The 20863-nt window shown below is 38.0% G+C and carries 19 protein-coding genes and 1 other annotated feature; of the genes, 7 read left to right on the top strand and 12 right to left on the bottom strand.

The window, feature by feature from the left end; translation table 11 throughout:
- Window positions 1-8 precede the first annotated feature (8 nt).
- Window positions 9-1802: a dihydroorotate dehydrogenase gene (locus ACWPVE_RS16555; RefSeq protein WP_453995220.1), complete on the top strand. Its 1794-nt coding sequence runs from the start codon at window positions 9-11 to the stop codon at window positions 1800-1802.
- Window positions 1803-1825: 23 nt separating this feature from the next.
- On the opposite strand, the gene ACWPVE_RS16550 is transcribed toward ACWPVE_RS16555, so the two are convergent.
- The 4 genes from ACWPVE_RS16550 to ACWPVE_RS16535 form a co-directional block, all read right to left on the bottom strand.
- A complete protein-coding gene (locus tag ACWPVE_RS16550; RefSeq protein WP_453995218.1) occupies window positions 1826-2383 on the bottom strand; it encodes a GNAT family N-acetyltransferase in 558 nt (185 codons plus the stop codon).
- A gap of 92 nt (window positions 2384-2475) precedes the next feature.
- Window positions 2476-3048 (bottom strand): dihydrofolate reductase family protein, encoded by a 573-nt coding sequence (locus tag ACWPVE_RS16545; protein ID WP_453995216.1) that lies wholly within the window; start codon window positions 3046-3048, stop codon window positions 2476-2478.
- A 95-nt stretch (window positions 3049-3143) separates the two neighbouring features.
- Entirely contained in the window at window positions 3144-3476 is a 333-nt protein-coding gene (locus tag ACWPVE_RS16540) for a YolD-like family protein (protein WP_453995214.1), read from the bottom strand.
- Between the two features lie 281 nt (window positions 3477-3757).
- Complete coding sequence (locus tag ACWPVE_RS16535; RefSeq protein WP_453995212.1) at window positions 3758-5020, bottom strand: Y-family DNA polymerase; 1263 nt, start codon at window positions 5018-5020, stop codon at window positions 3758-3760.
- Window positions 5021-5311: 291 nt separating this feature from the next.
- Between ACWPVE_RS16535 and ACWPVE_RS16530 the strand changes: the two genes are divergently transcribed.
- On the top strand, window positions 5312-5911 hold the full coding sequence (locus ACWPVE_RS16530; RefSeq protein ID WP_453995210.1) for a hypothetical protein: 600 nt from the start codon (window positions 5312-5314) through the stop codon (window positions 5909-5911).
- A gap of 266 nt (window positions 5912-6177) precedes the next feature.
- Here the strand turns inward: ACWPVE_RS16530 and ACWPVE_RS16525 are convergent, their stop codons facing one another.
- From ACWPVE_RS16525 to ACWPVE_RS16490, 8 genes are all read right to left on the bottom strand, one after another.
- A complete protein-coding gene (locus ACWPVE_RS16525) occupies window positions 6178-7392 on the bottom strand; it encodes a CaiB/BaiF CoA transferase family protein (protein ID WP_453995208.1) in 1215 nt (404 codons plus the stop codon).
- A gap of 44 nt (window positions 7393-7436) precedes the next feature.
- Window positions 7437-8330 carry a hydroxymethylglutaryl-CoA lyase gene (locus ACWPVE_RS16520; protein WP_453995206.1) on the bottom strand — a complete coding sequence of 298 codons (894 nt, stop codon included), beginning with the start codon at window positions 8328-8330 and terminating at the stop codon, window positions 7437-7439.
- Between the two features lie 85 nt (window positions 8331-8415).
- A complete protein-coding gene (locus ACWPVE_RS16515; RefSeq protein WP_453995204.1) occupies window positions 8416-9714 on the bottom strand; it encodes a CitMHS family transporter in 1299 nt (432 codons plus the stop codon).
- A gap of 67 nt (window positions 9715-9781) precedes the next feature.
- Window positions 9782-10432, bottom strand: coding sequence for a GntR family transcriptional regulator (locus tag ACWPVE_RS16510; protein WP_453995202.1), 651 nt, complete (start codon window positions 10430-10432; stop codon window positions 9782-9784).
- A 378-nt stretch (window positions 10433-10810) separates the two neighbouring features.
- Complete coding sequence (locus tag ACWPVE_RS16505) at window positions 10811-11311, bottom strand: GNAT family N-acetyltransferase (RefSeq protein WP_453995199.1); 501 nt, start codon at window positions 11309-11311, stop codon at window positions 10811-10813.
- 9 nt (window positions 11312-11320) lie between these two features.
- Entirely contained in the window at window positions 11321-12346 is a 1026-nt protein-coding gene (locus tag ACWPVE_RS16500) for a glutathione S-transferase family protein (protein WP_453995197.1), read from the bottom strand.
- A 378-nt stretch (window positions 12347-12724) separates the two neighbouring features.
- Window positions 12725-13519 (bottom strand): SDR family NAD(P)-dependent oxidoreductase, encoded by a 795-nt coding sequence (locus ACWPVE_RS16495; RefSeq protein ID WP_453995195.1) that lies wholly within the window; start codon window positions 13517-13519, stop codon window positions 12725-12727.
- Between the two features lie 27 nt (window positions 13520-13546).
- Window positions 13547-14512: an MBL fold metallo-hydrolase gene (locus ACWPVE_RS16490; RefSeq protein WP_453995193.1), complete on the bottom strand. Its 966-nt coding sequence runs from the start codon at window positions 14510-14512 to the stop codon at window positions 13547-13549.
- A 194-nt stretch (window positions 14513-14706) separates the two neighbouring features.
- Window positions 14707-14924 (top strand) — a binding site (T-box leader).
- Window positions 14925-15395: 471 nt separating this feature from the next.
- Here ACWPVE_RS16490 and proI point away from each other — a divergent pair.
- The 5 genes from proI to namA all read left to right on the top strand — a co-directional run bounded on the left by proI (window position 15396) and on the right by namA (window position 20829).
- Entirely contained in the window at window positions 15396-16241 is an 846-nt protein-coding gene (proI, locus tag ACWPVE_RS16485) for a pyrroline-5-carboxylate reductase ProI (RefSeq protein ID WP_453995191.1), read from the top strand.
- 124 nt (window positions 16242-16365) lie between these two features.
- Window positions 16366-17547 (top strand): MFS transporter, encoded by a 1182-nt coding sequence (locus tag ACWPVE_RS16480; RefSeq protein WP_453995189.1) that lies wholly within the window; start codon window positions 16366-16368, stop codon window positions 17545-17547.
- 133 nt (window positions 17548-17680) lie between these two features.
- Entirely contained in the window at window positions 17681-18820 is a 1140-nt protein-coding gene (locus ACWPVE_RS16475) for a CAP domain-containing protein (RefSeq protein ID WP_453995187.1), read from the top strand.
- A 56-nt stretch (window positions 18821-18876) separates the two neighbouring features.
- Window positions 18877-19689: a hypothetical protein gene (locus ACWPVE_RS16470; RefSeq protein WP_453995185.1), complete on the top strand. Its 813-nt coding sequence runs from the start codon at window positions 18877-18879 to the stop codon at window positions 19687-19689.
- Window positions 19690-19809: 120 nt separating this feature from the next.
- Entirely contained in the window at window positions 19810-20829 is a 1020-nt protein-coding gene (namA, locus tag ACWPVE_RS16465) for an NADPH dehydrogenase NamA (RefSeq protein WP_453995183.1), read from the top strand.
- The last annotated feature ends 34 nt before the right edge of the window (window positions 20830-20863 follow it).

The raw sequence follows: 20863 nt of genomic DNA, 5'->3' as shown, positions 1-20863 counted from the left end.
AACAAGATATGCCTGATTGGTCGTATCAATTACTCTTCAAACCTATATTACGTCATCTTACTTCTTATCAATCTCGGGAGTTTATTCACAGGGGAATGAACATAATTGCATCCATACCAGAAGGACACCGCCTTATTCATTTTCTTGGTAGAGAAGAGTCTTCCGAACTTATAAAAAAGGAAATCCAACATGTGATTTATGAAAATCCAGTTGGTCTTTCTGGTAAAATCGATCCCCTTTTAAGTGGATCAAAAGCTTTCTCAAATCTCGGATTTGGGTTTATTGAAATTGGTCCAGTGACGAAAGAACCAATCATGAATCCTTCGCTTCCAAAAGTAGATTGGCATAAACAACAAATCGAGTTCTCTACAGACTATGAATCTATCGGATTGGAGAAAACAATTCAAAAGCTAAAAAAGTGGAAGCCCAAACAACCCATTTGGGCAAGATTGGATGGTTCAATTGCAGATCAACAGCTTGTCATCACTAGATTAAAACCCTACGTGACTGCGTTTGTCACGTCTAATCCAAATTTCCCTATAAATACTACCCACCCTGTATATTTCTCTGTTCCAGTCAATCATGTAAGGGAATTGTCACTATCACATATCCAGTCTACCTTTTCAGGAATTGTCATAGATGAGCCATTAGGGATTTCAGATGATCGTCACTTGAGAGACTTGCTAGATTCAATTCACTACTTAAAGACTCATGGATTTACCCTCCCTATAATTACAACTGGTGGCATCTATGAACCAGCCGATGCTTTAGCATTATTAGATGCTGGTGCAAAACTTGTGTTGCTTTCAGAGGGTTATGTTTTTTCAGGCCCAGGTCTTACGAAACGAATTACTGAATCTCTTTTGCATCAATTGCAGCCAGACCCCCCACTACATCCAGGATGGTTTTGGTATTGGCTCTTTGGATTATCCATCCTCATCGGCGGGGTCATTGCGCTTCTTTTTAGCTTGACGACGATCATTCTACCGTATGATGAACAATTTCTAGGGATGCAACGAGAAGATATTCTTTTATTTAATGAACGGATTCTATATTTCATGGCACATGATAGGATGACACTGGCTGGGACGATGATTTCTGGTGGAATCGTCTATATGGCGTTAGCACGATACGGGGTTCGGAAGCAGATTCTTTGGGCGAAACAATCGATTGATCTGGGTGCAATCCTTGGATTTTTAGGTATTTTCTTATTTATTGGATACGGATATTTTGATTGGCTACACCTGGTTTTTTGGCTTATTTTATTACCAATTTATCTAATTGGTTTTCGTAAAACAAAGCATCTCAAAGGGACTCCAACATCCCTAAACAGGCGTAACCATCAGGTATGGGAACATAGTTTAATCGGACAATTAGCGCTTATCATTCTTGGCTTTTCTTTCGTGTTAGGAGGCATTGTCATTTCGTTTATTGGAATCACAAATGTGTTTGTATCTACTGACATTTTATACATTTGTATGCCACCGGAGATGCTTGATACCTTTAATGATAAATTGATTTCTGTTATTGCTCACGATCGTGCTGGATTCGGAAGCGCCCTTCTTAGTGTTGGATTGTTAGTGTTAACCATTTCGCTTTGGGGATTTCAACAAGGGAATAAATGGGTCTGGTGGACGTTATTAATTGGAGGTATACCTGCGTTTTTTGCAGGAATTTGGATTCATTTCGCCATTGGCTATACAACGTTTATCCATCTTTTACCTGCGTATTTCGCTCTATGTTTATTCTTCATAGGACTTGTGATGACATACCGATTTTTTCATATGGAAAAAGATATGTAAGAGGAGCCAAGAGGGCTCCTTTACTATTTTTCGTTACTTTCTGTTTTCCAATCCTTTGCAAGCATGCCATATACAACATGGTCTACATAGTGATCATAGAGCCATTCATGTTGTCTAATTGTGCCTTCGTTCGTAAATCCTAGTCTCTCTGGAATCGATCTACTTTTATCATTTTCAACAGCTGCACGGATTTCAACTCGATTTAGCTTTAAATGGGTAAAAGCATAGTCTGTTAAGGCTTTTGCTACCCTAGTCATGATTCCATTCCCTTGGTATTCCTGACCAAGCCAGTAGCCAATATAGGCAATTTTATTATTCCAATCAATTTCGTTAAAACTTGCTACCCCAACAATTTCATTTTTATAGATGATAGCCGTATGTAGCCCTTTATTTTCTGCATAGCTTTTCCGACATGAGTCAATATAGGCCTTCGTGTCTTCCACTTTTCTTGTCATATCAAGCCATGGTAACCATTCTCTTAAGTAGGCTCTTGAGTTTTCGGTTAACTCAAAAATCCGCTCAGCATCGCTTAACTCTGTTAGCTTCAAGGAAAGTTCGTCGTCAATGTGGTATACAAACATTATAATTTCTCCTTTTCATTACCTTATGCTATTCTTCTTCTACTCTCAAGCGTGAAATTCCTTCTATCTAACAGATGCTTATGCAACCTATATTATTGACCGTCCCATTGATAGATAATTTGTACAACTCCAGAGGAGAATGTTCTCGTATTCATCGTTTTTAGATTTATCCTCTGTTTTAAATCGATAAACAACGGTTTTCCTTCTCCCAAAACAACAGGATGAATCGACAACCTAAATTCATCAATAAGCCCTAAATCGATAAAAGTTGTAATGAGACTTGCTCCCCCATATAACCATATGTCTTTTCCAGGCTTCCCCTTTAACTTATTAACTTCTTCTAATAAAATATGGTCATTTATGAATATTGCTTGATGATCAGTCTCTGTTTGTGTTCTTGAAAACACATACTTCTCTTTACTATGAACCAATTCCCACATTTTTCTTTCAGTTGCGGTGGCCTCATTTTCGGGGATATACTGTCCCCACATTTCGTAGCTTTTTCTACCATATAAAATAGTATCAATTTGATTTAAGAAATCAGTGAATCCCATTTCATCGTCCATAATGCACCAATCAACTTCTCCATTTTTCCCTTCAATAAAACCATCTAAAGTAACAGCTAAATCTAAGATAATTTTTCTTTGTTTCGCACTGTTTGTCATAGCTATTCATCCTTTTCATTCCAGTTTTGTTTCAATTCATTTTATAAGAATAACACATTCAATTAAGATCATTTCAGCCGATGTTTACGAGGAGTTTAATCGGAAAAGCGCAGGTCGACTAACATGTTTATAGGAATATAGTGAACTTCTCCAAATTTATCGATTATATGCAATCGCCCCTGCAGAACATCATAGTGATGAACAGTACCAAGGAGAAGTTTGTGATGTTTGTTTTCATAATGTGTAATAATCATCTCTCTCCCCTCCTCCATTGCCTGACAAAGAATACCATTCATTTCTTCAATTTGCTGTTCATCAAGGTCTGGCTTTTGCTCATACGTATCTTCTTCCGCCCAATCCCTAAGTATTTTCACATGTTCTGGCAGCATCATTGCTGTCCACTTTATTGCTCCGCGGTCACGTATCAATTCTAATCACTTCTTTCTTCTTATGTCTAATTCTTAGCACCTTGCCAGTTTTCACCTTGAATCGGCCTCTAGAGGATCTTGTGAAAAGCTACTTTGAGAAACTCAAAGTAGCTACTTTTTTTCTCGTAGCCTCCAGGTCAGATTCTTAGCGCTTGTCGGGCTTTCAAGGCATCCGAGAGCATTCGCATCGTACAAATGCAAACCATTTTAGATGATGCGACATTAGTCACAGGATGTGGCAGTGTTTAGTCATTGTTCCTCTTTTGTTTGTGCATTTCTCATTAGTATGCCTTGTGGCCTCCAACTAGCTTGCTACGGTGTCTTGAAGTTCCTGCCTTTGTGTAAGAAACCGCACGCAGAATGGCATCTGAACCATATTTGCCACGAATACCATCCATCACATAACCAAGCTTATGCTGTTTAACACGATTAAGATAAAATAAATCTAATTGCATTTGGGTGTCCTCCTCGATATTCGAAAGTGCGATTGAAATTTTGCGAACCGTCTTGTTTGTATAAAATTTCTCAAATAATTCAAGACATACACGATACATTTCCATTGTGATATTTGTCGGTGTTTCAATCGTTTTTGAACGGTAAAACCCTCCACCAAACTCATCTTTGCTATAATGAATCCCAAGGCTAATCGTTCTTCCTACCTTCTTATGTCGACGAGCCCGTCTTGCAACTTCTTCGCACATTTCAAGAATGACATGCTTTACTTCTTCTGGGTCTGGGTAGTCACGCAATAAAATTTGGCTTTTTCCAAAACTGATCTGCCCTTGCATAATCGGGGCACCAATTTCTGATAAATCCACACCCCAAGCATGGTAATACAGTTGATTTCCCATCACTCCGAATTTTTTCTCAAGTAATTCAAGAGGATAGTGGGCAAGCTGACCAACGGTTGTAATCCCCATCCCATTTAAAGTTCGCTCTACTCTGCTTCCAATCCCCCACATTTCACTTAGTGGTGACACTGGCCATAACTTCTCGGGAATATCTTCATACGTCCATTCAGCAATTCCTTTTTTCTTTGCATCCAAATCTAAACATAGCTTTGCCACCAACATATTAGGACCAATACCTATAGCACAATCAAGACCGTATTCAGTTTTAATCTCCTGCTTGATCTTTTTAGCAATAGTTATGGCATCTCCCCATAATCTTTCAGTTCCATCAATCTTGATAAAACTTTCATCTACGCTATACACATGGATTGCACTTTTAGGTACATATCGGTTAAAAAGTCTTGTAATTTCTGTTGAAATTCGTAAATACAATGCCATTTTAGGGTTAACAATTTGAATTCGTGGATCCTTGGGGATTTCAAAGAGTCTTGAGCCCGTCTTAATCCCAAATTCCTGCTTAAGTTTTGGCGAAGCTGCGAGCACAATACTTCCTTGGCGCTCGGTATCTCCAACAACCGCCAAATAGCACTCAAGTGGATCAAGACCTAATAATACTGCAGCACAGCTGGCATAGAAGCTCTTTATATCCACACACAAAATCTTTTGAACAGGTAACTGGCTGTAATCCACCATAAACATCATCTCCAAAAAGAATATATGTTCGTATTTTATTCTTAATGATAGTAGAATATACGTTCGATTTCAATGGGAATAAAAAACAATCTAAAAAATGTATTCGAAATCTCCGTTATGGTTAATCGTGATCCCGTGATAACGTCACAAAGGATTATATTTTTCGAAAAATAGAGTAGCCATGAAAGAATGGGAAACAATAGGAAAAAAAAGGACGTGGACGCTGTGTTATCCTTTCTTTACCTCTTCCTTGGCTTCAGTTATCTTTGCCTATTTATTTGGGGGATTTTTTTGGCGAGAAAAAGTGGTTTATTACAACTCACCCACTTACTTTTACTAGTAATTATTGGTCTTATATATGATAACTTGATCATTGCAATAGGAAAGTTTATCGGTGAAGGGAATGTACTTGAGCGTTTAAGCTATGTGCGATTTTTATTACATGCCTTGTTTACTCCGACCCTAATTTTATTTGCATTCGGCATTTGTAAAAGGCTAGGATTACCATGGTCGAAAAAAACCATCTGGAAAATCGTATTTAGTCTGACGACACTCGGGTTAATACTATATGAATTGCTTGCTTCAGTTAGCGGGCTTGAACTTGAACCAAATTGGGAAGATGGCATCTTAACTTACACAAGTAATGGTCATTCAGACAGTCCGATCATGGTTATCATCGTAACGGTCATTCTAGGTATCATTGGGTTCATTTTGACTAGAAAGTTCCACTTTCCTTGGCTCTTGCTTGGTACAATCATCATGATTTCAGGTGGTATTTTAACTATCTGGATAAAAAATTCCTCCATTATGAATTTATTAGAACTTTTATTAATGATAGCGTTACTTATAACATGGCAATTCCAAGTCAAATATCAAAAAAGGCAAAATTGAAGAGAAGATATACCATTACCTTGGTCGGGACTGACTTCCTTACAATTACGAAGGAATTTTGAAGAAGACTTATATTTCGTTCAGTCCTTCATACACTCATGATACTGAGGTATTTTGCTTTGCTTGGGAATTCATAGTAGCAATGTAGGACATTTACTGGTGAATGTTACTTTGAACGTGACTCATATGTAACCACGTCAAATCCATTATTGTCAAAAAAAACTCACAAACTTCGATAGCACAAAGTTTGTGAGTAAAATAGAACGTTAGATGACTCCGCCCGCTTTATAGGTCTTATACTCATCTTCGCTCAATCCTAAATATTGAAGGAAGATTTCTTCGTTATGTTCACCAATGGACGGACCACTCCATTTAATTTGGCCTGGTGTTTTACTCATTTTCGGAACGATTCCTGGCATATGAACGGGCCCCATGTCTTTATCATCTACTTGTTGAATCATTTCTCTTTCATGGAAATGAGCATCGTTTGCGATATCCTCCATATTATAAACTGGTCCAGCAGGTATTCCATATTTGTCCATTAAATCAAGAACATCTTGTGCATTCGTGACTTTTACCCATTCACCAACTAAGCCTTCAATTTCAGCTTGGTTTTCCCCTCGGGCTTTATGTGTGTTGAATTTAGGGTCATCCAACCATTCCTCTTTTCCGATAGCTGTGGCAAGTCGATAAAATAGATGATCTGAATTCGCTGCAACAATAACCAATTTTCCATCTTTTGTTTCATACAAATTGGAAGGCGCTACACCTGGAAGGATCGAGCCAGTACGTTCTTTAATGATTCCATATTTGTAATACTCACCGATTCCATTTTCCATGACTGCAAAAACGGACTCATACAAGGCAACATCTATTTCCTGTCCTTCACTTTCGTTATTTTTCACCTGATTAAACAGTGCCATGATCGTTCCTAAGGCACCAAATAATGCAGCTAACGAATCCCCAATACTTACACCGATACGAGGTGGAACCTGTCCTGGGAAACCAGTTACATAACGCAAGCCTCCCATCGCTTCTCCTACACTACCAAAACCTGCTTTATCTTTATAGATTCCAGTTTGTCCATAACCTGAAATTCTCACCATGATTAATTTTTTATTTATTTTCTTTAGATCCTCGTATCCTAGGTTCATTTTATCTAGTGAACCTGGACGAAGGTTTTCGACGACAACATCTGCTTTACTGCACAACTTTTTCGCAAGCTCTTTTCCTTCGTCTGTTTTTAGATTTAGGGTAATACATTTTTTGTTACGGGCTTGCGCAGCCCACCAAACAGATTTTTCACCTTCTACTTTATTTCCCCATTTTCGAATATTATCTCCTTGGCCTGGCACTTCAACTTTGATGACTTCCGCACCAAAATCGGCAAGTAATCTAGTCAAGAAAGGTCCTGCGATAAAATTCCCGAATTCGACAACCGTAACTCCTCTTAAAGGTCCTGTTGTATTCATATTCTCCATTGTATTTCTCTCCTTTTTGATAAATAGATTCATAGATGCACGTATTAGGCAGGATGGATGTCCGTCGTTTTTCCTGCTTTCATAATTTGACCTGGTAATGTTTTTTCTAATTCTTTCTCCAATCCTTTGGATGCTGCAATGAGTTTATCGATATTAATTCCTGTTTCGTATCCCATTTGCTCTAGCATGTGAACGGTATCTTCGGTACATATATTACCTGTTGCGCCTGGTGCGAAAGGACAGCCACCAATCCCCCCTAAAGCAGAGTCAAAATCGGTTACTCCGCCTCGAATCCCAGCTAATACATTTGCAAGACCCATTCCTCTTGTATTATGTAAATGCAGTCCTAGTTTTAAGCTTGGCCATTTTGACTTAATCGAATAGCAAGTCTCCTCCACTTGTCTTGGGTCTGCCATTCCAGTTGTATCAGCTAAAACGATTGAGTTTGGGTTATATTCCATCATGCTTTCGATAACTGGAAATAATTGCTCCATTTTATATAATCCTTCAAATGGACAACCGAAAGCTGTGCTAATCGCAACATTTACTGGAAGACTTTCATCCTTCATGATTTTCTTCACAAAATCCATACTTTCAGATACCGTTTTATTCGCATTTTTTCGATTATGGGTTTCACTTATAGAAAATACCAAATTCAGTTCGTCGACTTTAGCTTTTCGAGCTCTTTCCACACCTTTTTCATTTAAAGCCAGTCCGCTAAAGGTCACATCTGACCTCCGTTGTACTTTTTCTAATAACTCATCCGCATCAGCCATTTGTGGCACGTATTTAGGATGTACAAACGATGTGAGTTCAAATTTTTTGATCCCCGCATCAATTAAATCATTTATTAAATTCAACTTATATGCAATGGATGGAATTTTATTTTCCAATTGAAATCCATCACGTGTCACAACCTCATTTATAGTAATCTTCATGACTTTCCTCCTGATGTTTTTTATATTTTCTGATATTGTATACACTTTTTAATAAAAACGAGCGAAATAGAAAATACATTTCCACTTATAAAGAAATATGGCCTAAACCTATACCAACTACGATAAAAATGAGTAAAATTCCAATTCCCCATTTAAAAGAAAACCTCTGGACAGCAACCAAATTTACACGTGTTAACTCTGTCAATAAATACATAGCACCAACAAGCGGACCTATAAAACCAAATGGTGACGCATATAAGGAAGCAATCGCGATTTCATTAGCGCTAATTCCATAAGAGGCTGCTGTTTCAGCAAGGATTGGAATGATCCCAAAATAATACGCATCAGGACCAATAAGAAAAATTACAATTGGACCTAAAATCGCAACGATTAAACTCATAAACGGTCCGAAACCATCTGGTATGAGGGTAATTAAACTGTCTGCCATCGCTTCAGACATTCCTGTCCCCTTTAAAATACCTGAAAAGACTCCTGCTGCAAGGATGATACTTGTTACTTTTAACGCATTTGGTGCGTGGGTAGCAATGACGTCTGATTGTTTTTTGATTGAAGAATAATTAATAAGTAACGCTAATGCTGTTCCAAAAATAAATAAGACAATCGATGGTAACCATTCCAATATTAATGCAACCAAAATAATAGCCGTTAAACTAAAATTCACCCAGATAAGTCGGTTGGATGTTTGTTCTTTCGTGCTTACAGTGGCGGCTAGCTCGACCTCCGTCTCTTTATCAATATATGTACCTTGTAACCCCAATCTTTTACGTTCCATTCTCCCTAGGACAAAGGCGATACCCACAACGTAAATGATTCCAGCAATCATACCTGGCAAAAGGGAAATAAAGAGAGAAGTTGGATCAAGATTTAACACACTCGCTACTCTCCCAACTGGTCCTCCCCAAGGAACTAATGTTGTAATTCCAATCTGCAAAGCAGTCAGTGAAGCCAAGATAATAGGTCTTATCCCTAACTTTAAATAGATTGGAAGAAAAGCGCTTATACAAATCATAATTGTCGAGGATCCGTCACCATCAAAACCGACAATTCCTGCTAAAATTGCTGATCCTACAACAACTTTTACTGGATCGCCTTTAGCAAACCGCACAATTCTATTTGTTATAGGATCAAACAATCCTACATCAATCATGAGCGCAAAATATAATATTGCAAACAAAATCAAAAGTGCAGTAGGAGCAGTATTGATAATGCCCTCCTGCATTAATGTCCCTAATTCGAAGCCAAAACCACCAATTAAACCAAAGATAACCGGGATGATGATTAACCCGATAAAAGGAGAAACACGGTTGGTCAAGATCAAATAAAGGAATGAAAAAATCATAACGAAGCCTAGAATACTTAACACGAGAAAGTCTCCCCTCAAATATAGAGTAGCAACACATAGATTAATTCTTTTTATCTATAACAAATTATTAAGAATGCAAACTATAATATTCATAATCTTGTTCTAAATGCTTTTTCATTAATCGCTTAGCATCGGGTGCATTTTGTTCCCTAATTGCTACCCAAATGTTTTGGTGTTCAATTGCTCCTAATTCAATCCGTTGTGGAATATCCAGTATTACGTTTCGATAAAGAGTCATTAATGAATATAATTGTTTCATCATTTTTACTATGTATGGATTACCGCTCATTTCTACAATCAAACTATGAAATCTATTACTCAAGACCCTTATCTGTTCAACTTCCTTTTGAACTACCGCTTTATTCATGTCCTCCATTAACTGATCGAACTCAAAACGTTGCAAATCGGTAATTCTTTGAGCAGCGTAATAGGCGGCATTAGGTTCTAGGCTTAATCTACATTCAAAAAGATATTGTAGATCAGAAGCAGTTGCGCGATAGACTCTTACACCACCACGTGGATGAACTACCACAAGCCCTTCTATTGCTAGTTGTCGAATTGCTTCACGAATTGGACTTCTACTTATGCCAGTTTCTTCGACAATCTTCTGTTCAACAACCCTATGTCCAGGAGGAATCTTCCCGTGCAATATCTGGTTATATAAATATTCATATGCTTGAGTATTGAGGGTTTCGTATCGAAGATCTTTACTACCCATTGATTACCTGCCTTTCTGAATTTGATTGCCATTCAATCGTTCTTTTGATTAGATGTTTTACAAAAAGTTGCATTCATTTTTCGCATCTCTGTATACAATGATAAAATTTTCTAACTATTTTTTTAAGAAAAACTTTTTATACTTTAAAGGATAAAAGGGTAAAAGCGTTAAAGTAGTTAATTTTATTAGGAAGTTATATGTGGTTTAAGTAATGGTTAATATTTTATCGCGTAAGACCAAAGCTTGAGTATTTTTATATAAAAAAAAGAACCCATCTTGGGAAGAATGGGCTTCATTTACATTAAAAGTTTTTTGGTTAACTTCACGAGTACTAAAACTAAGTATCTTTAGAAACTGGTATTGTTTTTTCAAAAAGGACTATATAGCTAATCGAAAAGCCATCACAATAATCCCATCATTTGCGGGCTCAAAGTCATATTGTGGCCAGCGCTCGAAGCCATGTTTTTTATATAATTTAATTGCATCCTTCATAAACTCGCCAGTATGCAGTCCGATAAATTGATGTTTTTTGGCTTTGGACCGATTGATGCATTCTGTAATAAGAGCTGAAGCCACACCGTACCCTCGAGCCTCAGGACTAACAGCTAACATCCGGATTTCAGGATAATCCAACTCTTCTAATTGACCTTCATATGCGTCTGTTTTAGCAGGAAACAAGACAACACTTCCAACAATCTTCTTATCAATTTCACATACAATGAGCTCAACACCAGCCTGACGATCCGCCTCAGATGAAATCCCCTTCTTAAGAGCTTGCCAATGAGGAGCTGGAATAACATTTGAATGCTCTTGATAAGCAGCAATTCGTTGCTCTCGAATAAAATCTAATTCATCTTGTTTTGCATCACGAATTATCATGTATTCCACCTACCTTTGAATCAAAAACTTTTCTTTTTTTCCACTTAACTGCTCTCGGTTATGCTCAGAAAGCCATACCGATTCATCTGGTCCTTTAGGCAGGATATTCACTTCACTCTTTGTAGGATCGATTGTGATAGATAGATGGTAATGTCTCTTAATCGCATCGAAATCAGTCGTTTCTCCAAAACCAATCGTTTGATATAAATCACGCGCATAACCCCATAAATTTTTGTACTCACGGATCAGATTTCGATTTGTTCGAAATGCAGAATAATAAGCAGCATCGAAACGAACCAATGTGGTGAATAAACGGACATCCGAATCTGTAATAAAATCGCCAAATAAGAAGCGACGGTTCGAAAGGCGTTCCTCTAATTCATCTAATCTAGCAAACAATCTATCATAGGCTTGTTCATATGCCACTTGAGAACGGGAAAATCCACATTTATATACGCCATTGTTTACATCATGAAAAATGACTTCATTCAACGCGTCAATTTCCTCACGTAAACCACTTGGATATAAATCAGGAGCATTTTCTTTATGGAAAGGAGCCCAAACCGTTTCAAAATAATTTGTCAGCTTAAAATAATCATTATTGACAGCCTTTTTGGTTTCAAGATCTACCATGACCGGTACAGTTGGTCGACCTGTATAAGTAGGGTCAGCATTCTTATAAACCTCACTCACGTACTGAACACCAAGGACAGGATCAACATCATTTTCATCCAGGGAAAATTCCCAATCCACCCGCTCAATTCTTGGTCTCATTGGACTCACTTTTCCCAAACTAATTGCTTTTTCTAAGCCTAGAATTTTACGTACAATGACAGAGCGGTGTGCCCAAGGGCATGCGGCCGACCAAAATAAGCGATAGCGTCCAGCTTCAACAGGTAGCTCATCAGGATTGTTTCCAAAAGGTGTTGTAAAACGATTTGTTTGACGATTGAATGAACCATCCGTTTTTATTTCTGCTGGCTTTTTAGATTCAGCCGGAATGGCACAGCTCATTGTTTGATCTTTTTGTGTCATATCATTCTCTCCCCATGCTTATGGTTAATACATACTAATTCAATATGTTTAATGTAATTTACTCATTATCTAGTTTAATCGTCAAGGAATTAATCTTAAAAAACGGAACCTCAATCAGTGCTCGTTTTTAACCAAAATATAAACGTATAACTTAAGGGAAGAGAGAGCAACATATTTTTGTAAAATGGAGGATTATTCGCTTAACGACGGTATACCGATAAACTCATTTGTAATCTATTACGTATCGTTTTAGGAATTGATGATATACCAAGTAACCCGTTTGCGACTTATCATGACGTTTTGCTATACAGTGATTTGTCGATTAACCTTTTAAGCATAAAAAATACCCCTATTCTTTTAAAATGGGGTATTTCAACATTATTTTTTAAAAAATGCCTTTCCACCTACTTTTTCAACGAGTCGAGGAAATAGGGTATAAAACATACTACCTGCGTTCATCCAGCCTGGTAGGTTGAGTTCACGCTTAGATGTAAGCATCGCCTGGACAATTTTAGATGCAACCACGTCTGGGTCTAACATAAACCGACTCACATTCTTCGCATATGTACCAGACTCATCTGCAATATCGAAAAAACGTGTTCGAATTGGTCCTGGATTTACAGCAGTTACATGAATATTTGCATTTGAAAGCTCCATTCGTAAACTATTCGTAAACCCAAGTACGGCATGTTTTGTAGCTGAATAGACACTTGATTTCGGTGTCGCGATTTTCCCAGCCTGTGATGCGATATTGATAATATGACCTGCATTTTGCTTCATCATTGTAGGCAATACCATCTTTGTACATGAAATGAGCCCAAACACATTAACTTCGAACATTGATTTCATCTGATCGATATTGGCATCTACCACATTTGCAAAAACACCAAATCCAGCATTGTTCACAAGAACATCAACCGTTTTTACGTTTCGTAAAATATCTTCAAACACGTCTTTTACATTTTCTGTATCACTTACATCTAGCTTATAAAACAAGCATTCTATGTTATACTTCTCTCGGATATTTTTCGCTATATTTTCTAACTGATCATAACTTCGAGCTAAAAGAACGGGAATTGCTCCCTGCTCTGCAACGAGATAGGCAATTTTTTCACCAAGCCCGCTCGAAGCTCCTGTAATCACAATCGCTTTTCCTTTAAGTCTTGCATTCATTGAATCTTTTTCACCTCAAGGGATTTTTTAGTTGGCATGATAGATATATTGTCCATTCACAACTTCGATCTTAATTTCACCTATTTCCTCAAGGTAGTCAAGTTGCCCTACTGTCTCAGAAACTGTAAAGAGAGGTTGCTTTAGGTACACTTTCGGAAATAATTTCGTACATATTTCAAAAGCAGTCATAGGCTTTTCCTTAATCATTTGCAATACTTGATAAGCCCTTTCCTTTTGTGACACAAAATTTTTCTGAATAAGCTCATGGGGATTTAGAATATCGTCTCCATGACCAGTCACAACCCTTGACATATCAAGAGTTAAAAGTTTTCTTAACGAATTATTATATTGAATTAATGGTCTTGGTCTCGCAATTTCACCAAATTGCGGTGGTTCAAGCAATGGATTTGGAGAGATTCTTGCTAGAAGAGTGTCACCTGCAATCAGCATTCCATCCGCTTCCCTATAGAGAACAATATGGCTTTGTGCATGTCCAGGGGTCTCTAACACCGTAAAACCTGCTAATCCTTCAATTGTATCTCCTTCTTCTATCGTTGCTGTTAGCGACCTACAGCAAGAATATTTCAACTCTTCATCCATGTCAATTAATGCCATAAATGCTGGATTAAGTCCTAATTGGGTAAAGAGCTCTTTATAAAAAGGCTCATTGTCTTCAAAGAACTGCTTATCTTGACTAATCCATGGTTGATTTTTAGCATGACCGATGATTGGAATATCTTTACTAAAATAATCAAGAAGGCCGACATGATCTGGGTGATGATGAGTAATCACAATTTGTTCAATATCCGATGGTTGATACCCAAGATGAGACAGTTGCTCATTAAAAGAATGCCATGCTTCCTCTGTTTTTGCACCAGCATCAATTAAGGTTAGGGTGTCTCCCTTCACTACATATACATTTACGTCTCCGACTGCAAAAGGCGTTGGCAAGGTAATTTTAAAAACATCCTTAGTGGTTGTAAGTTTACTCATAGTAATCTCCTTTGTACGGTATCACTCAATATTCGTTACATTCATTATCTAATGTTAGTTTACCTTTTTCACTTCGCTTTGTCATTATATTCGAATAACTTCTCAACTATGTACTAAAAATTGGGCTTATCCTTTTAAACAAAGGCCCTTGACATCCCATTAAAATCAGTGCATAATTCCATTAATATAAAAATCGAAAAGCAATGATTAGGACTAGTAAATCATGTAATGGTGACAAGAGAATGAGACCCGTTGGCTGAAAGGTCCCATCACCCACTTCTTGATTGAACCTACCTATGAGCTGTTAGGAAAACCTAACCGTTCACCCACGATACGGGTTCTAAAGTGGAACATCGAAAAAAGATGTTAAGTAAGGTGGTACCGCGGATAGTAGACCTATTCCGTCCTTTTTCAGGATGGAGTAGGTCTTTTTATTTTAGGCTCTTTTCTAAAAGAAAAGATTGTTGCTACAAACCTTGTTGTTATTGACACGATTGATTTCCGCTGCAGGTGGACGCTCCTGAGCGGGCGTGGCTTGAGCCTCCTCAACGAAAGGTGGAGGCGGCTTGAACTCAAAATGAGAAAATTGGCCAACTAAAATCGCCACGTCCTCATATCTAGTTGGCACTATCACTTCCTGTGCGGAGGAGTTGAAATTTCTCGAGTTTCTAGCCGTTGCAACTGGACTAGTTGCTAAACGCTCCTGCGGGGTCTCAAGTCTCACGCTTTTCTGAGCAGGACTTTGAAAAACTTCCTGGAATTAACCCACGCACGAAGAAAATGTGAATACATTTTCGAGGAGTCGCCACCTTCCGCTGCAATCAAAAGGGTAGTTTTATACAAGCGAAAACAAAGTTTTTTATATATTATGGAGGGAAACGTTATGGAAATGGAACAAAATATCGTATTTGTCGGAGCTGGCTCCATGGCTGAGGCCATGATTTCTGGGATGCTACAAAAGGAGCTATTCTTACCCAGACAAATTTCTGTAATGAATCGCTCCAATCACGAACGACTAGAAACACTAAATCAAACATATGGTGTGACCATTGGAAAAAATAAAAAAGAATCCATAGAGAATGCAAATATCATTATCCTCGCTTTCAAACCAAAAGACGTTGCGGAAGCTGTCCTTGCAATTAAGGATTATGTCAATGAAAACCAATTGATTATCTCAGTATTAGCAGGAGTAGCGACCACAACCATTACAGATTTACTAAACAAACAAGTGGCAGTTGTCCGTGCCATGCCTAACACTTCTGCAGCAATTGGGAAATCAGCTACTGCCCTCGCAATAGGAGTGTATGCAACTGAGCAGCATCTTGAACTTTCACGTCAATTATTTGAAACAATTGGAATTGTCTCGACCGTTGCTGAAAAAGACTTACATGCTGTTACCGGACTATCAGGAAGTGGTCCTGCATATGTATATTATTTAGTTGAAGCCATGGAAAAAGCAGCTGATGAAGTTGGACTCGAAAAAGAAATTGCCAAGGACCTAATCCTCCAAACCATTATAGGTGCGGCGGAAATGCTTAAAAGTTCTCCAAAGCAACCTGCTACTTTACGAAAAGAAGTAACAAGTCCAGGCGGAACAACTGAAGCTGGATTAAAAGTGTTAGAGCAATTCCACTACCAACAAGCAATGATTGCATGTATCAAACGTGCTACTTCTCGATCTGTAGAACTAGGGGAAGCCATGCTTCAATCCGTATCAGATAAAAATTAAGTTATCAATGTCAGTAGAATCTCACCGAACCAATAAAAAAATGGTTTAAGATGATAGGATTTTACTGACATTTTTGGTAAAATAAAGTTTAGAGTACCGAAATATTACATATTGGAGAGATTCTATGAGTGCACCTCTTATTAAAGAAACACCACCTCCATTTAGTACGACCAAAGATAAAATTTGGACCCGTGATTTTACACTTATTTGTCTGTCTAACTTCTTTATTTTTCTCGGCTTTCAGATGACATTACCAACCATCCCACTTTTTGTGGAACATCTTGGTGGAAATGACCAACTCATTGGCTTAGTCGTTGGAATCTTCACTTTTTCTGCATTGTTAATCAGACCGTATGCTGGCCATCAGTTAGAAAGAAAAGGACGGCGCTACGTATATTTACTTGGGCTTGCCATCTTTGTCATATCCGTTGGTTCCTTTGGGCTCATTACAAGCTTGCTTTTTTTATTTTTGTTTCGAATGATTCAAGGCATTGGCTGGGGCTTTTCAACAACGGCATCAGGTACGATTGCAACAGATTTGATCCCTCCTAATAGACGTGGTGAAGGTATGGGCTATTTTGGCTTATTCGGAAACATTGCCCTTGCGTTTGGACCGACTTTAGGTCTAACACTTGCTGGTTCAATATCCTTTACAAAGCTCTTTACCATTTGCGCCATTCTAGGTTTATTCGCACTTATCCTATCATCCAGAATCCAATATAAAAAACGTGAACCAGTCGTAGAACCCCATAGAAAATGGGACTTTTATGAAAAAACAGCCCTCCCTCCTTCGATTCTATTATTCTTTATAACTGTTACATTTGGAGGCATCGCAGCCTTTTTACCTTTATATACTGTACAAAAAGGAATTTCAGGGATTGAATGGTATTTTCTTCTTTTTGCAATCGCTTTAATGATTACTCGGACATTCGCTGGACGAATCTATGATACGAAGGGACATCGGGCTGTCTTTGCACCAGGTGCGATTTCGATTGTGTTCGCGATGATTCTACTAGCCTGGCTACCCAATAGCCTTGTACTCTACTTAGCTGCTATTCTATACGGACTTGGTTTTGGTGCTTTACAACCTGCTTTACAGGCATGGGCTGTGCAAACTGCTGCCTCTAATCGAAAAGGGATGGCGAATGCAACCTTTTTTTCTTTTTTTGATTTAGGAGTTGGGATCGGCGCGATTGCCTTTGGTCAAATCGCTTACGTGTTAGGGTACCATTCAATCTACATTACGTCTGCGTGTTCAGTGTTAATCTCCATCCTGCTTTATTTTACATGGATAGGAAAAAAATAAGAACTCATCATCAACCTAAAGGAGCACATGCCTTTTCCCTTTTTCGACTTAAAATTCCTTATCGTTTCGAAAAGATTTGGTTAGAATGAATTATAGAATATAAGGTTAGGTTTATAGGGATTGGAGGTTGGTCATGAGGAGATTTCTTCTCTTAGTTTCATTTATATTTTTCTTATACGCGGGTTGGACAGTACTAGATAAACTAGCTGCTAAAACTGAAAATCAATCAGTCTTCGATACTATTACATCTGAAATCGACAGAGTTTCTGATTCTGAAGAACTTGCAAATATTAAAGACAAAGTCAATGAGGGCATACAATATATCGAAACATTGCTACAAAACCTTGAGAATAGCGCCCCAGAAGATTCGATCATTCATCCAAATAGGATTGAAAAACCTGAATTGCATGTACCACATGAACAGGCGTTTTCGATACACAATATTGAACTGGGTGAAAGTAAAGAGGCCGTGGAGGCAAAATTAGGTGCTCCAAAACGAGTCTCCTTAAATGAGTATGGAACAAACTGGTATACGTATCATGAAGACTATCATCATTTTATGATGATTGCCTATGATTCACACAATAAAGTTGTTGGCTTATATACAAACCAGGATCTTATTTCCTCCACAAAAGGAGTTAAATACGGAACCCCAAAACAAGAAGCACTTGCTCAACTAGGTGAACCGATGACTAGAATCCAGAAAGGATTTGTCTACTATGAATTTCAAAAAGATCGGGACTATGATGTCTTTCAAGTAGACAATACCTATGTCACTCTTTTTTATGATAAACATCAAAATAACATGGTGACCTCCATCCAAATCATTTCAGAATCACTCGAACAAAGCAGAGATGATTTTTACACGCACTCAAGTGAACAACTAAAAGAAGGTTTTGAATATCAATTATTTGACCTCACGAATGCATCTAGGGTTAATCATGGATTAGGCATTCTGACTTGGGATGATCATGTGAAGGAAACAGCTCGAAAGCATAGCTTAGACATGGCAGAGAACAATTTTTTCAGCCACACGAATTTACAAGGACAATCTCCGTTTGACCGAATGCTGGAGGATGATATTGTTTTTACCATTGCTGGAGAAAATCTTGCTTATGGACAATTTAGCAGTATTTTTGCTCATGAAGGTCTCATGAACTCATGGGGACACCGGGAGAATATTTTAAAAAAGGAATATCAATATTTAGGCGTTGGAGTAGCCTTCAATAAAGAGTCTCATCCTTATTATACGGAAAAATTTTATACAAAATAAACCAATTCACCTATATCACCCTCCATTATTGGTTATCCTACCAAGGAGGTGATTTTGTGAAATTGATTCGATTCATGATTGTACTAGGCCTTCTGACTGGTTTTCATAGCGTGACGTTAGCTGGGGAAAACGATGAAGATTACGGTCCTTTTACAATTACTCAAAAGGAATATATTGATGTAGACGGTGATGGACAAAAAGATATCATTGAATTATTTGCCCGAAAAAATCAATATGATCTTGCGAATGAATGGTCAATAAAAATGAATGGAAAACAAATAGGTACTTATGATAATAAAAAAGATTTATATCAGCTTGCTGAAATGAAATTTTCGGACGTCCTTCAAAATGGTAAACAGGATATCCTTCTCTATTTTCATTCAGTGAGTAATGGAGGTATTTCAGGTCTAGCGGTACTAAGTCATACAGGTGAAGAAGTCGAAGAGATCTTTACAGATCCTAATACATCAGGTTGGTTCGATGAAGCAAAGAAACGCTTTTCGATGTCCTATCTTAAGGAGTTCCAAGTCGAATTCGTCGATAAGGAGACTGACTTAGAAGCGACCATTCCAATATCAGAAGACCGTTATAGAAATTTTCCAGATAAGAATGAACTAATGAAAAGACTTAAATCAATTGAAACTTGGGTTGATCCCGCTTCTGACTATCGTTTTGATAAATTAACAAAAATGAAACCGCAAGAGATTGTCTCGATTCAAGCTGTTTCAGGTGTTGCCCATTACGATGTCATTGCACATGTTGAAACACGATATGTATTTGATAATCAAAGTCAAAATTACCAGCCAGTAAAGGTGGCTCTCATTAGTGCAGAAACTGGTAAAAAATTAGCAGAAAAACCATTAAAATAATTCCTTTCGCATCGACCTCGTCGATGCTTTTTTGTTCTTAATCACATTACTATGACTATAAGCCAGAGGATGTTATACTATTTAGCGTATCGAAATAAATACATAGGAGGGTACCATTCCATGGAATCAGCGTTATTCTCACCTTATACAATTAAAAATGTCACCTTAAAAAATAGAATTGTCATGTCACCGATGTGTATGTATTCCAGTCATAATGAGGATGGGATGCTACAAGATTGGCATTATACTCATTATGTTAGCCGCGCTGTAGGTCAGGTTGGACTTATAATGGTAGAAGCAACCGCTGTAACGCCACAAGGAAGAATCTCAGCACAGGACCTAGGTATTTGGAGCGATGAGCATGTGCTAGGCTTTAAGAAGCTGGTTAAGATGATCAAAGAACATGGTGCCAAAGCAGCCATACAAATTGCGCACGCAGGCCGAAAAGCAACAGTAGATGGTGATATAGTCGCTCCTTCTGCGATTGCATTTAACGATCGTTCCAAAACTCCAAAAGAGTTAACAATCAATGAAATTAAAGAAACGATCGAGGCATTTAAGAATGGAGCTAGACGAGCAAAAGAAGCTGGTTTTGATATCATTGAAATTCACGGGGCACATGGCTATTTAATTAATGAATTTCTATCCCCTCTTTCCAATAAACGCGAAGATGAGTACGGCGGAAGCAGCGAAAATCGCTATAGATTTCTTCGAGAAGTAATAGATGCAGTGAGAGAGGTATGGGAAGGTCCACTTTTTGTACGTGTCTCTGCTCATGATTATACAGATGGTGGCTTAACACCTGCCGATTATGTCGAATATGCAAAACAAATGAAACAACAAGGTGTTGACTTAATTGATGTGAGCTCAGGTGCAGTTGTTCCTGCCAAGATAGACGCTTTCCCTGGCTACCAAGTAGCTTTTGCAGATCAAATACGCAATGAGGCAGCTATTCCAACTGGAGCAGTTGGGTTAATAACAAAGGCTGTTCAAGCCGAGGAAATACTTAAAAATAATCGTGCCGATTTAATATTTATCGCTCGAGAACTATTACGTGATCCATACTGGCCAAGAAGCGCTGCTCAGGAACTTGGTGTTTCCATCGAGAGTCCGAAACAATATGAGCGTGGTTGGCTCTAAATATAAATAAAGGCACTTCCTTTTTATAGAAGTG

The organism is Bacillus nitroreducens, from assembly GCF_964021195.1.
Note: the sequence above shows the minus strand (reverse complement) of the source record. Positions and strands in the feature narration are given on the sequence as shown.

Coding starts and splice junctions, on each gene's coding strand:
- ACWPVE_RS16475 (WP_453995187.1), top strand. CDS start 17,681: ATGAGGAGATTTCTTCTCTTAGTTTCATTTATATTTTTCTTATACGCG.
- ACWPVE_RS16480 (WP_453995189.1), top strand. CDS start 16,366: ATGAGTGCACCTCTTATTAAAGAAACACCACCTCCATTTAGTACGACC.
- ACWPVE_RS16525 (WP_453995208.1), bottom strand. CDS start 7,392: ATGGAGAATATGAATACAACAGGACCTTTAAGAGGAGTTACGGTTGTC.
- ACWPVE_RS16500 (WP_453995197.1), bottom strand. CDS start 12,346: ATGACACAAAAAGATCAAACAATGAGCTGTGCCATTCCGGCTGAATCT.
- namA (WP_453995183.1), top strand. CDS start 19,810: ATGGAATCAGCGTTATTCTCACCTTATACAATTAAAAATGTCACCTTA.
- ACWPVE_RS16505 (WP_453995199.1), bottom strand. CDS start 11,311: ATGATAATTCGTGATGCAAAACAAGATGAATTAGATTTTATTCGAGAG.
- ACWPVE_RS16510 (WP_453995202.1), bottom strand. CDS start 10,432: ATGGGTAGTAAAGATCTTCGATACGAAACCCTCAATACTCAAGCATAT.
- ACWPVE_RS16495 (WP_453995195.1), bottom strand. CDS start 13,519: ATGAATGCAAGACTTAAAGGAAAAGCGATTGTGATTACAGGAGCTTCG.
- ACWPVE_RS16535 (WP_453995212.1), bottom strand. CDS start 5,020: ATGGTGGATTACAGCCAGTTACCTGTTCAAAAGATTTTGTGTGTGGAT.
- ACWPVE_RS16490 (WP_453995193.1), bottom strand. CDS start 14,512: ATGAGTAAACTTACAACCACTAAGGATGTTTTTAAAATTACCTTGCCA.
- ACWPVE_RS16520 (WP_453995206.1), bottom strand. CDS start 8,330: ATGAAGATTACTATAAATGAGGTTGTGACACGTGATGGATTTCAATTG.
- ACWPVE_RS16545 (WP_453995216.1), bottom strand. CDS start 3,048: ATGACAAACAGTGCGAAACAAAGAAAAATTATCTTAGATTTAGCTGTT.
- ACWPVE_RS16555 (WP_453995220.1), top strand. CDS start 9: ATGCCTGATTGGTCGTATCAATTACTCTTCAAACCTATATTACGTCAT.
- ACWPVE_RS16550 (WP_453995218.1), bottom strand. CDS start 2,383: ATGTTTGTATACCACATTGACGACGAACTTTCCTTGAAGCTAACAGAG.
- proI (WP_453995191.1), top strand. CDS start 15,396: ATGGAAATGGAACAAAATATCGTATTTGTCGGAGCTGGCTCCATGGCT.